The organism is Brevundimonas sp. (genome assembly GCF_016463485.1).
In the GTDB taxonomy this organism is placed as follows: Bacteria; Pseudomonadota; Alphaproteobacteria; order Caulobacterales; family Caulobacteraceae; genus Brevundimonas.
Window position 1 is genome coordinate 1 of the sequence record NZ_JAEMRD010000105.1, and the last position, 11,729, is coordinate 11,729.

Annotated in this window: 10 protein-coding genes and 1 tRNA gene; 3 read left to right on the top strand and 8 right to left on the bottom strand. The window is 65.8% G+C overall.

Features of this window, described 5'->3' with window-relative positions; translation table 11 throughout:
* The 6 genes from JHC99_RS13555 to JHC99_RS13580 all read right to left on the bottom strand — a co-directional run.
* On the bottom strand, nucleotides 1–109 hold a 109-nt coding region (locus tag JHC99_RS13555), incomplete at its 3' end, for a GTP-binding protein (protein WP_292154928.1).
* Between the two features lie 52 nt (nucleotides 110–161).
* Nucleotides 162–235 (bottom strand) — tRNA-Gly (locus JHC99_RS13560).
* A 284-nt stretch (nucleotides 236–519) separates the two neighbouring features.
* Nucleotides 520–2,217 carry a cisplatin damage response ATP-dependent DNA ligase gene (locus JHC99_RS13565; RefSeq protein ID WP_292154918.1) on the bottom strand — a complete coding sequence of 566 codons (1,698 nt, stop codon included), beginning with the start codon at nucleotides 2,215–2,217 and terminating at the stop codon, nucleotides 520–522.
* A 126-nt stretch (nucleotides 2,218–2,343) separates the two neighbouring features.
* The gene (locus JHC99_RS13570) at nucleotides 2,344–2,844 is read right to left on the bottom strand and encodes an RcnB family protein (RefSeq protein ID WP_292154919.1); all 501 of its coding nucleotides are present in this window, start codon (nucleotides 2,842–2,844) and stop codon (nucleotides 2,344–2,346) included.
* Between the two features lie 98 nt (nucleotides 2,845–2,942).
* Entirely contained in the window at nucleotides 2,943–4,757 is a 1,815-nt protein-coding gene (locus JHC99_RS13575; protein WP_292154920.1) for an ATP-binding protein, read from the bottom strand.
* A gap of 73 nt (nucleotides 4,758–4,830) precedes the next feature.
* Complete coding sequence (locus tag JHC99_RS13580; RefSeq protein WP_292154922.1) at nucleotides 4,831–5,133, bottom strand: BolA family transcriptional regulator; 303 nt, start codon at nucleotides 5,131–5,133, stop codon at nucleotides 4,831–4,833.
* A 45-nt stretch (nucleotides 5,134–5,178) separates the two neighbouring features.
* Between JHC99_RS13580 and JHC99_RS13585 the strand changes: the two genes are divergently transcribed.
* The 3 genes from JHC99_RS13585 (at nucleotide 5,179) to cobS (ending at nucleotide 7,549) form a co-directional block, all read left to right on the top strand.
* Nucleotides 5,179–5,847: a J domain-containing protein gene (locus tag JHC99_RS13585; protein WP_292154923.1), complete on the top strand. Its 669-nt coding sequence runs from the start codon at nucleotides 5,179–5,181 to the stop codon at nucleotides 5,845–5,847.
* A 214-nt stretch (nucleotides 5,848–6,061) separates the two neighbouring features.
* Nucleotides 6,062–6,487: an organic hydroperoxide resistance protein gene (locus JHC99_RS13590; protein ID WP_292154924.1), complete on the top strand. Its 426-nt coding sequence runs from the start codon at nucleotides 6,062–6,064 to the stop codon at nucleotides 6,485–6,487.
* Between the two features lie 57 nt (nucleotides 6,488–6,544).
* On the top strand, nucleotides 6,545–7,549 hold the full coding sequence (cobS, locus tag JHC99_RS13595; RefSeq protein WP_292154925.1) for a cobaltochelatase subunit CobS: 1,005 nt from the start codon (nucleotides 6,545–6,547) through the stop codon (nucleotides 7,547–7,549).
* Nucleotides 7,550–8,180: 631 nt separating this feature from the next.
* Here cobS and JHC99_RS13600 read toward each other — a convergent pair.
* Nucleotides 8,181–9,731, bottom strand: coding sequence for a DUF1501 domain-containing protein (locus JHC99_RS13600; RefSeq protein ID WP_292154926.1), 1,551 nt, complete (start codon nucleotides 9,729–9,731; stop codon nucleotides 8,181–8,183).
* Nucleotides 9,732–9,743: 12 nt separating this feature from the next.
* Nucleotides 9,744–11,510 carry a DUF1800 domain-containing protein gene (locus JHC99_RS13605; RefSeq protein ID WP_292154927.1) on the bottom strand — a complete coding sequence of 589 codons (1,767 nt, stop codon included), beginning with the start codon at nucleotides 11,508–11,510 and terminating at the stop codon, nucleotides 9,744–9,746.
* Between the last annotated feature and the right edge of the window lie 219 nt (nucleotides 11,511–11,729).

An 11,729-nucleotide genomic window follows, 5' to 3' on the forward strand; every position in this document is an offset into this window, starting at 1 on the left:
CCAGCGTCATCGTGATCGCCGCCGTCAGCGTCGTCTTGCCGTGGTCAACGTGACCGATCGTGCCGATGTTGCAATGCGGCTTGTTACGTTCGAACTTTTCCTTGGCCATGGCCAAACTCCTGATGGCCCGGGTTGAGGGGCGCTGGATGCTATCAAAAACCTGGAGCGGGTAGACGGAATCGAACCGACATATTCAGCTTGGAAGGCTGCTGTATTACCATTATACTATACCCGCAAATTCAATGGGTTACCTGACCCTACCGAAGACACGCGTCTCGTTTTCGTCTCTTCGCTAAAAATCGCAACTCATTGGGTCGCGCGTTTTGGCAGAGGAGGCTCTCGGTTGCAAGCGATCGCCGTACTCAGACGCGCGATGCCCTCGCCGAATGCGAGGCTTTCATGCCATCTACCATTGCTCAGGCAAAACCCTGATCGGCTCCCGGGAAAACGCCGGCTTCGTGTGCTCCAGACAATGGCAGCGCGTCAGATCGTGTTTTCGACACGGGATCGGCGCGCGAATTACGCAACTACGACCGTGGCCAGCCGCCCTCCACCAGCCTCGATCGCGTCCAGCATGTCCATGACGTCGTTCAGCGTGTTAGCCTCGCGCGCCGGCTTGTCCCAGCGGATCCGGCTGATCCTCGGGAAGCGCATGGCGACGCCGGACTTGTGGCGGGATGAGCGGTTCAGGCCTTCGAAAGCGATTTCCAGCACCAGGCCGAAATCGCGTTCGGCGCGGACCGACCGTACCGGGCCGAACCGTTCCAGGGTGTGGTCGCGAACGAATTTATCGAGCTGTTTGAGTTCGTCATCGGTGAAGCCGAAATAGGCCTTGCCGACCGGAGATAGCGCGCCTTCCTCCGTCCAGCAGCCGAAGGTGAAGTCGGAGTAGAAGCTGGAGCGCTTGCCGTGGCCGCGCTGGGCGTACATCAGGACGCAGTCCAGGGTGTGGGGGTCGCGCTTCCACTTGAACCACGGCCCCTTGGGGCGACCGGCGACATAGGCCGAGTCCCACCGCTTGAGCATCAGCCCCTCGGCGGCGGCGCCCACCGGCGGATCGGCGCGGAGGCGGCCGAGCGCGCTCCAATCCGCGTACGGAACATCGGGCGACAGGTGCAGGCGATCGCCGGCGTGGGCCGCGATCAGCGCCTCCAGTCGGGCGCGACGGTCGCGCAGCGGCAGGGCGCGGAGGTCCTCGCCATTGTCGGCCAGCAGGTCATAGGCGACGACCGCCGCCGGAAAGGCCGCCATGGTCTTCGCGTCGATGGTCTTGCGGTTCAGCCGCTGTTGCAGGTCGCCGAACGGGGCCACCACCCCGTCTCTCCAGACCAGCAGTTCGCCGTCTACCGCCCCCTCGAAGGTCAGGCCGGCCATAACGTCGGGAAAGGAGGCCGAGATCTCGTCGCCGGTGCGAGAATAGAGTTTGGCGACGCCGGCCTCTCGCACCGCCTGGACGCGGATGCCGTCCCACTTCCATTCGGCGGCGTAGTCGGCGGGGTCCAGCCTGGCAAAATCGACCGCCTCGTCGATCGCGACGGCCAGCATGACAGGGCGGAAGCGGCCGGGCGCGGTGGTGCTGGGGCGCTCTCCCCTGCCCTCCAGCCAGGCGAACAGGTCGGCGTAGGGCGGTTCCAGGCCGTTCCAGACCTCCTCGATCTCCGAGACGTCGACGGGGTCGAGGGCGACGGTCGTCTCGCCACCGTCCGGGTCGGGGGGTTCACTGACGGCCGCAGGGCGGATCATGGCGGTGGCGGTCTTGGCCAGACGGGCCGACATGCCGACGCGCAGGGCGCCGGTCAGCAGCTTCAGCAGGGCCCAGCGGCCCTTGGGGGCCAGGGCGTCGAGCCAGCCCTCGATCAGGCCCTGGACCTCGCCGCGCTTGGCGGTGGACAGGGCATCGATGACCTCAGCCAGTTCGGGTTCGCGGTTGGGCCGGCGGTCGGGGTCGCCGGGCCAGATCAGGGCCACTGTCTCGGCCAGATCGCCTACGTAGTCGTAGGACCAGCCGAAAAGGACCGGATCGACCCGCGCCTCGACCGCCCGGCGGATCATGGCGGGCTTGGCGTCGTTGAAGGTCAGGTCGCCGGTCAGGGCCGCCAGGGCCCAGCCCCGGTCGGGATCGGGCGTGGCCTTCAGATAGTCGCGCAGCAGCACCAGCTTGGCGTTGCGCGAGGCCGTCAGCGACAGGCGATCCAGAAGTTCGGCAAAGGCGCGCATCGGGTCCCACTATGCACGCCGGGCGTCAGCGTCACAGCACAACGAAACAAGCCCCGGAGGTTTCCCTCCGGGGCTGTGTCATCATACGCTGATCGGCCTCAAGTAGCCCGAAGGGCGGTAAGCCCCTTAGTTAAAAAGCCCGGCGATCACGGCGGTGATCAGGCCACCGGCGACGGCGGCGAGGACCACGTCATTGCCGTTGCGGACGTAGTGGTATCCACGGGGCGGCGCGCGCAGGCCGTAACGGTTGTAGTCGTTGATGACATAGGCGTTGTAGGCGCTGGGCAGGCGCTGACCATAGCCATAGGGCTGGTAGCGATGACCGCGCGGCTGCTGCCAGCGACCAGCGTTGTAGCGACGTTCGGCGCGTTGATAGCGAGCGTAGGCGCGCTGGTCCTGCCGATATTCGCGACGATCCTCGCGGGCGTCCTGACGGTACTCGCGGCGGTCCTCGCGGACGTCGCGACGATCGTCTCGGCGGTCGTCCCGGCGATCATCGCGACGGTCGTCACGGCGATCTTGGGTCTGCTCGTAGCCGCGCGCCTGGGCGCTGGCGGTGGTGGCGGCCAGACCCAGCGAACTGGTGGCGATGACCGCGGCGACGGCGGCGGTGATGAACTTCTTCATGGCGACTTCTCCTTGGGGGACGGTCGAACCTTCGACTTGCCCCGAGGTTTAGTCCTCGCCGTTTGAGCCCGACCTGAACGGCCGTGGTCAGGTCAGGTTCAGGCGGCGACCGAGATTTCGCCTTGTTCCTGCAACGCGCGCACGGCACCTCGGCCACCGCCGACGCGGTTGATCAACACGGCCAGGGCCGCGAAGTCGATCGGCTTGTTCAGATAGGCGTCGGCGCCGGCGTCCAACCCCGCCATATGATCCTCGCGCCGGGCCGAGGCGGACAGGACGGCGATCGGAGTCTCCGCATTGGCACCGTCCTGGCGGATCAGCCGTGTCGCGCTCAGGCCATCCATGATCGGCATGTTCACGTCCATGATGATCAGGTCGAAGGCCTGGTCACGGGCCACATCGACGGCGATCTGGCCGTTCTCGGCCGAGGCGGTGGCGTGCCCCGCCGAGGCCAGCCAGGCCTCCAGGATCATGCGGTTGACGGGGTGATCCTCCACGACCAGCACGCTTAGCGAGCCCCCGTTCTCGATCTCGGCATGGATCGGGGCGGCGGCCTCGACAGCCGACCATGCGACCACCTCGGCCTCGACGGTCAGGGTGAAGGTCGAGCCGACACCGATCTCGGAGGTGACGGCGATGTCGCCGCCCATGATGTTGGCCATGCGCCGCGCGATGGTCAGGCCCAGGCCCGTTCCGCCAAACCGGCGGGTGGACGAGGCGTCGACCTGGGTAAAGGGCTGGAACAGCCGGGCCAGATCCTCCTGGGTGATCCCCGATCCCGAATCGGTGACGGAAAAGTCGAACCGCACTCGCTTGTCGTTCACGCGGGTCGCATGGATCACGTACTCGATCTTGCCGCGTTCAGTGAACTTCACGGCGTTCGACAGCAGATTCTGGATAACCTGACAGACCCGCAAGGGGTCGCCGCGGACGACAGACGGCTGTTCGCCGGTGAAGTGCGAGACGAACTCCAGCCCCTTGGCCTCGGCCTGGGCTACGAACGGGCCTGTAACTCGGCCGTGCAGGTCGTTCAGGTTCACGTCCGCCAGCTCGAAGGTCATTTTGCCGGCCTCGATCTTGGTCATGTCGAGGATGTCGTTCAGCAGGCTCAGAAGGTTGTCGCCCGAGTTGCGGATGATCGACAGATAGTCGCGCTGGGTCTGCTCCAGCCGCGTGGCGCTCAGCAGCTGGGCGGCACCCAGCACCCCGTTCATGGGGGTGCGCAGCTCGTGCGAGATGATGCCGAGGAAGTTGGACTTGGCGTTGTTGGCGGCGTCGGCCTTGTCGCGCGCGGCCTGAAGCTCGGCGATCAGGTGCGACTGATGCTCCTGGAAGGCGCGGATTCGCTCCTCGCGCAGCATGGTCATGGTGACCAGAACGAACATTCCGGCGGCGGTGAAGGGGATCACGCCCAGGAACGGCCAGAATAGCGGACCGCCCCACAGGCTGGCCAGGAGGGCCAGGGCGACGAGGCCATAGGGCGACGAGATCACGATCGCCTGGCGCGGCGAGCTGCGCAGCTGGGCAAAGACAAGAACATAGCCGGAGATCAACAGGGCGACTGCCAGCGACTGGCCGAAGGGGCTGGGCGAGAACCAGGCCATCAGGGGCGCTGCGGCCCAGGCGCAGGTTGTGATGGTGGCGACCGCCGGGAAGATCATCCCCCAGCCCGCGCCGACCTTTCCGGCCATCCGCTTTTCAAAGGCGCCGCGCACTGCGCCGGCCCCCAGGGTGCAGATGAACCAGATCATGGCCGGGACCCAGCCGACGGTGGCCACCAGGCCAAGGGCCCAGCTGGCGATGATCAGATAACGCAGATACTGGGTCTGCAGAATCGCCATGAGGGCCACAGCGGCCTCACCGGCATCCTTGTCGGACGCCAGTCCGTTGCCGATACCCTCGGATCCAACCATTGAAATTCCGGCTTCTGAACAGTCCCGTGACCATCTGCGCACAGACTGTCTAAGACGGGATGAACGCGAATCTTCAGCCGGTTGCGGCCTCTGCGGGTGTCATGGCGCGGATCGAAAGGGCGTGGACGGGCCCGGCCAGCTGCTCGGCGACGGCAGTATTGACTGCGCGCTGGCGGGCGACGCGGTTCATGCCCTCGAAGGCGGCCGAGACGACGATCAGGTTGAAATGGCTTTCGCCGCCGGGTCTGGCGTCCATGCCGCCCTCATGGTGGTGCCCGGCGTGCCGCGCGCTGTCGTCCTCGATCTCGAGCCGTGTCGGCTGGAGCGCGGCGTTGAGTTTTTCGCGGATAATCGTCGCGATTGGGCCTTCCGGCATCGAAGCATCCTTGATGATGACCAAATCGACCTTACACTCTGCCCAATGCCTGCGTCATTTGAATACAAGCCCCGCTTCAAGGATATGCGGATCAAGCCGCTCAAGCCCGGGGAGGCCGAGGCGGAAGCCGACGTCCTGCGCCTGAAGCCCGGCGAGAAGCCGTGCGAATGGCCCGAGTGCCGCAAGGCCGCCACCGCGCGGGCCCCGAAGTCGCGCGAACGGCTGAACGACTTCTATGACTTCTGTCAGTCGCACGCAGGCGAGTACAACAAGAGCTGGAATTTCTACGCCGGCATGAACGAGGCCCAGATCCGCGCGGCCAAGGAAAACGAGGCCATGACGGGCGGCCGTCCCACCTGGGATATGAAGGCCTCCAAGAACTCCCGCGAGGCCGCGACCTTCGCCGCCAAGATGGGCACGGCCAACACGACCGGCACGGGCTCGTGGCGCGACAGCTATGGCCTGTTCGGACGCAAGGGTGATCAGGCCCCGCAATCGCCGACCGAGGATCGCCGCGTCGGCAAGATCGAACGCAGCGCCCTGGCCGACCTGGACCTGGAGCCCGGTGCCACCAAGGAGGCGATCAAGACCGCCTACCACGACCTGCTCAAACGCTGTCACCCCGACCACAACCAGGGCGATCGCGGCGCCGAAGCCAAGCTGGTCCGCGTCATCAAGGCCTGGAAGACGCTGAAGAAGGCGGGGATCGCTTAACACCTCCCTCTCCCATGGGGAGAGGGCTTGAGCGCCCGGGAGCCGTCAGGCGATCGGACTTGCGCGAAAGGGTGAGGGGCGTGCCCTCACCGGTTCGCACGGTAACCCCTCACCCTTTCGGCTGAGACGCATCGCTTCGCTCTGCGAGCCTCAAGCCCTCTCCCGATGGGAGAGGGACGCACTATATCTGGCTCCCACCTCACAGGAGCCCCCCATGGACATTCTCTACAAGGCCCACGCCACCGCCTCCGGCGGCGGACGCGACGGGCGATCCCACACCGACGACGGCAAGATCGACGTCAGCCTGTCGGTGCCCAAGGCCATGGGCGGCGACGACGGCCCCGGCACCAATCCCGAACAGTTGTTCGCCACCGGCTATGCCGCCTGCTTCCTGGGCGCGCTGCGTCTGGTGTCCAAGGAGGCCGGCACGCCGGTCGGCCCGGACACCCAGGTCGAGGCCTCGGTCGGATTCGGCAAGAACACCAGGGGCGAAGGCTTCAACCTGGACGTCGCCCTGAAGGTCACCGACACCGGCCTGGATCAGGCGACGGCCCAGAAGCTGGTCGAGCGCGCCCATCAGGTCTGCCCCTATTCCAACGCCACCCGTGGCGGCGTCGACGTTCGCGTCAGCGCGGAATAAATCCCTGCGGCACCGCGCGCATGTTGAGCCTCGCGCGCGGTGCCTCTAGGAGGAGGCATGACCTCCCTGCTCGACGCCACCCCCGATCCCCTGCTGACGCTTGAACCCGCCCGCCACGCCAGCGTGCGCGAGATCTTCGGCGTCGACAGCGACATGACCGTGCCTGTCTTCGCCGAGCGCGACAGCCATGTGCCGGAAATCGACGACAGCTATCGCTTCGACCCCCAGACCACCCTGGCCATCTGCGCGGGCTTCAGCTTCGACCGCCGGGTGATGGTCCAGGGCTATCACGGCACCGGCAAATCGACTCATATCGAACAGGTCGCCGCCCGCCTGAACTGGCCCCTGGTGCGCGTGAACCTGGACAGCCACGTCAGCCGCATCGACCTGGTCGGCAAGGACGCCATCGTCCTGAAGGACGGCAAACAGATCACCGAGTTCCGCGAGGGCATGCTGCCCTGGGCCATCCAGCGGCCGATCGCCCTGGTGTTCGACGAATATGACGCGGGCCGCCCCGACGTGATGTTCGTGATCCAGCGCGTGCTGGAGGCGCAAGGCCGCCTGACCCTGCTGGACCAGAACCGCGTCATTCGCCCCAACAAGTGGTTCCGGCTGTTCGCCACGACCAACACCATCGGGCTGGGCGACACATCGGGCCTCTATCACGGTACCCAGCAGATCAATCAGGGCCAGATGGACCGCTGGAACATCGTGACCACGCTCAACTACCTGGACCACGACGTCGAGGCCGAGATCGTCGCCGCCAAGGCCCCCGAATGGGCCGATGCCGAAGGCCGCCGCAAGATCGCCGCCATGGTCCGCGTCGCCGACATGACCCGCAACGCCTTCATGAACGGCGACATCTCGACCGTCATGTCGCCGCGCACCGTCATCACCTGGGTCCAGAACGCCATCATCTTCGGCGGCGACGTCGGCCTGAGCTTCCGGCTGACGTTCCTCAACAAGTGCGACGAACTGGAACGGCCGACCATTGCCGAGTTCTATCAGCGGGCGTTCGGCGAGGACTTGCCGGAGGCGGCGGTGCGGGTGAAGGTGGGCTAAGCGTTTTGTAGCGAGTTCAGTATGTTGATTGTTGGCTTGCTTCTCATGGCTGTGACTCAGGAGACGCGGCCCCCCCGGCCTGATGACGGCACCCTTCGGGCCGCCTTGATTGCTCAGCGACCCCAATCGCGCGTTCTGTCTCTCGGTTTCAGAGGCTCTGATGAGGCTGACCGGCGTATCGGATGCGGCCTGATCGATATCGACGGTTTCGTTGAGCCCGTTTCCGTCATCGCTAAATGGCGCAATGAACCGGGTGTCGTCGTCACGATTGCAGGAATGCCGCCTTTGCCGCCCAAACCTCCGTATTGGGAGATCGAGATAGGGGGTCCCACACGTGCCGACCGAAATCTGGACGGCGAGATCGGATGGCTTGATCGTAGCCTCGACAGCCAAGGGCGCAGAACTGTTCAGATGCTTTGTCCCGACCTCGCTCCCCCGGCAGGAGTGACATGGATGATGGAGGTCGAGCCCCATCCAGATCCCGTGCGGGCCGAAAGAGCCCGCGGACGCGCGCAGGCAGCGACTGATGTAATCTTTGGCCGTCAGTCTGGTTCGACCCCGCCAAACCCGCACTGAGTCGTTCGGCGGAGCCGATCAGCTCCAGCCTCGGTCTGGCAGGGCCAGGACGCCCCTACAGGAAACCCAACCCCCGCGAGGCGAAATTCCTCAGGTTCGGGAAGATCAGGTCGAGGTTGCCCTCCGACACTCCCAGCCACCGCCCCATCGTCGCGGCGTACTGATCCACCGACGTCGTCGGGACCAGGGCGTTGCCGGCCATGTCGGGGTTCCTGAACGACCCGAGATCCACGCCGACGGTCGGGAACTGGCCGTAGATGTCGCCGCCCCGGACGCTGCCGCCCATGACCAGCTGATGGCCGCCCCAGGCGTGGTCGGTGCCGTCGCCGTTGGTGGTGAAGGTGCGCGAGAAGTCCGAGGCGGTAAACGTCGTCACGTTCGAGCGCATGTCCACGCCCCCGATCGAGCTCAGCGCGCCGTCAAAATAGGCCATGGCCGCCGCGACCTTGGACAGGTTGTTGGACTGGGCCGAGTTCTGGAAGTCGTGGGTGTCCCAGCCGCCAAGGCTGACGAAGAAGACCTGGCGTTTCACGCCGGTGGTGCGCTGGCTGGCGATCGCCTTGGCCACGGTCTGGAGCTGGACCGCCAGACTGTTGGTCTCGGTCAGGCCGGAGACCGGGTTCGTATAGGCGGGTGGCGCGGGGATGGCGGCAGACAGCGACTGGGTAAACAGGCTGTTCAGCGTCGACGCCGCGCCCATGGAGCGTTCGGTGACGGTGGAATAGTCGAGGCCGGCCAGGCTGGTCGTCGACCTGCCTTGCAGGATCTCCCGGGCCTTGGCCGGGCCGACGCTGGAGCCGAACAGGGACGTGCCCGTGGCCCCGTTGATCACCACCCCGGGCTGGGCACCGGTGGACAGCTGATACTGGACGATCGACTGACCCGACAGCCAGACGGCATTGCCGGCCGTGGAGATGGCGGTGAACAGGCTGGAGGTGCCGTTCTGGCTGGCCAGGATGTCGCCCATCCGGCCGCCCCAACCGACCTTGGCGCCCTCCCCGGCCCCAGCCTGCCAGGTCGACTGCTGGTCGTTGTGCGAGAACAGGTTGGCGGGATAGGAGACCGTGCGCGCCTGATACTGGGCCTTGGTAATCGGCCGGACCAGGGTGCCGACATTGGCCACGACCGCCAGCCGCCCGGCGTCGAACAGGGTCTTGGCCGGGGCCATCAGTGGGTGAATACCGAAGGTGCGCACGCTGGCGCTGGTACCCGCCGGCACCGGATTCACCGTTCGCGGGACCAGCGGCAGGAGTCCGCCCCAGGCCTCGGGCATCCGCGCCGAGGTGACCGTGCGGCCCGTGACCGAGGAGGTGCCGCCGATCGGCACGGGGGCGGCACCCGGCGGCATCAGGGCGATGGGATCGTCGCCCGTGCGGCGCGCAGCCCAGTAGCGGTCGTAGGAATCCTGGTCCGTCGCCACCACCATGTTGTTGGCGTCATTACCTCCGAACAGGAAGATGCACACCAGGGCGCGATAGTCGGGTGCGCTCTGCGACGCCGCCGAACCCGCCGCCGCCAGCTGCATCGCAAACGGCGCCGCCGCGCCCAGCATCCCCAGGGCACCGCTGGCCCGCAGGAAATGGCGTCTATCCAGGGGTGTCGTCATCGTCCCATCCCCTCAGCGCTGAACCAGATATTCGGGAGAGATCATCGTCAGATAGATCGCCAGCTTGGCCCGGTTGGTCAGGGCCGTGTTGATTTGGGCCTGGGTCGCCGTGCCGCCCGGGATCGCGATACCCCTGACCCCGTCAAGGATGCGCGCCCGCAGAGCCCCCGACATCTGGCCGTACATCAGCAGGGTGTCGATCCGGTCCACCAGCAGCAGGGGGTCGCCCGCGACCATGATCTCGGCGGCATAGGTCGAGCGGACGTCGGTGCCCGTGCCGATGCCGTTGCCGATCGTATTCTGCATGGTGTTGGCATAGCCGGCGACCGAGACCTCATCGACGATCTGGAACTCGGGCTGCAACAGGTTGACGGCGCCCAGCCGGGTGTTCGGCGGTGAGTATCCTGGCCGATAGAAGTTGAACACCGAGGGCGAGCTGAGCGGCGACTGGCCCAGCGAGGTGTTGGCGCTGGTCGAAGTGATCAGGTATGCGCCTGACACCGAGGTCGCGTTGAAGGCCCGCATCCAGTTGGTCATCCGGATGATCGGCTCGCGGACCTTGCCGAAGACGGCGCTGTCAGCGTTGTCCGGGTGCCGCGCCTCGGGGTCCAGCAGGATGGCGCGGATCACCGCCGCCATGTCGCCCCGCACCCCTGCCCCGTTGTTGTTGAACACCGTCACGACCCGCGCGACATAGGCCGGGCTGGGGTTCGAGGTGACCAGCCGCTGGATCAGCTGTTTGGAAACGAAGGGCCCGACATTGGGGTGGGCGAAGATGGTGTCGAGCGCGATTTTCAGGTCGCCGGGGCCGTCGGTCGATCCCGAGGCGATCGTGCGGCCCAGAAAGGCCTTCTCCGACGTCGAATGATAGGCCGAGTAGAAGATCATCGGGCGGATGGCGGCGTCGGCGTTCTTCACGCGCCCAGCGAACGTATTGGCCGTGGGCGTCGGATGGTACCAGCTCCAGCCCGTGAAGACCTTTGCCAGCCCCGCGATGTCGGCCGACGTATAGGCCGGGATGGGGGCCCCCGCGCTGTCCAGCCGGGCCGTACCGTCGGCATTCAGCTGGCTGACGCCGATCGACATCAGCTGCAGCACTTCGCGGGCGTAGTTCTCGTCCGGATTTCGGCCGGTGGCGGCGTCTTCCTTCTGGTTGGCGATACTGGTCAGATAGACGCCCATCATGGGGTGCAGGCTGACCTGCTCCAGAAGCGTCCTGAAGTTGCCGAAGGCGTTGGCGCCCAGCATGTCGTAGTAGGATGCGGCCCCGCGCGTGTCGATATTGGGGTCCAGCAGGGAGATCACGAAAATCTCGGACAGGGCGAACTTGACCCGCTGCCGTAACTGATCGTCGCTGCGCGATGAATAGTTCCAGAAGCTTTCGTAGAACTGGCTGGGCGCAAGGGTGGCCGTGGCGTTGCTCTCGCGCATGTCGATCAGGCGGTTATCGACATAGGTCACATGCGACGGCGTCGGCATGGCCATCTGCTGGTCGATCCAGGATGCATAGCCGGTGCTGCGGATGGTCTTGATACTGGCCTGGGTCGGACCGAACGTCGCCTGGGTCAGGAACCGCGCGGCCTCGGCGTCCGAAAGGGGTCCGGGGGCGGTGGTGCCGCTCTGGGCCGTGTCGAAACCGGGGAGCTGGATATTTGAGCCGTCGCAGGCGGACACGGTCAGGGCGAGCGCGGCCAGACCGACGCGGGCCGCTGCTGCAAGATGACGTTTCAGCCTGACGAAGCGCACGACGATCCCCCGACGGTCGAACCGAACTTTCATTGCCTATCGCACGGTTTCAACTGAATCGCGAGGATCGATTACTGAAACGGCCCTGATTTCGCGCTTAACGCGACATTGACCAAACAGCGTAACCTTGACCATTCATTGAGGATGGGCGGACCAGTGAGCCCTGCTCGCATCCTTTTCCGCTCATCCCCGCGAACGCGGGGACCCAGTTCTTAGGTGTGGCACGGTGATCGGGATTAGGCCCGTGCGCGG

What these genes read in the sequence shown, in the direction of transcription:
- JHC99_RS13590 (WP_292154924.1), top strand. Translation starts at nt 6,062, where the DNA reads ATGGACATTCTCTACAAGGCCCACGCCACCGCCTCCGGCGGCGGACGC.
- JHC99_RS13585 (WP_292154923.1), top strand. Translation starts at nt 5,179, where the DNA reads ATGCCTGCGTCATTTGAATACAAGCCCCGCTTCAAGGATATGCGGATC.
- JHC99_RS13565 (WP_292154918.1), bottom strand. Translation starts at nt 2,217, where the DNA reads ATGCGCGCCTTTGCCGAACTTCTGGATCGCCTGTCGCTGACGGCCTCG.
- JHC99_RS13605 (WP_292154927.1), bottom strand. Translation starts at nt 11,510, where the DNA reads ATGAAAGTTCGGTTCGACCGTCGGGGGATCGTCGTGCGCTTCGTCAGG.
- JHC99_RS13575 (WP_292154920.1), bottom strand. Translation starts at nt 4,757, where the DNA reads ATGGTTGGATCCGAGGGTATCGGCAACGGACTGGCGTCCGACAAGGAT.
- JHC99_RS13580 (WP_292154922.1), bottom strand. Translation starts at nt 5,133, where the DNA reads ATGCCGGAAGGCCCAATCGCGACGATTATCCGCGAAAAACTCAACGCC.
- cobS (WP_292154925.1), top strand. Translation starts at nt 6,545, where the DNA reads ATGACCTCCCTGCTCGACGCCACCCCCGATCCCCTGCTGACGCTTGAA.
- JHC99_RS13570 (WP_292154919.1), bottom strand. Translation starts at nt 2,844, where the DNA reads ATGAAGAAGTTCATCACCGCCGCCGTCGCCGCGGTCATCGCCACCAGT.
- JHC99_RS13600 (WP_292154926.1), bottom strand. Translation starts at nt 9,731, where the DNA reads ATGACGACACCCCTGGATAGACGCCATTTCCTGCGGGCCAGCGGTGCC.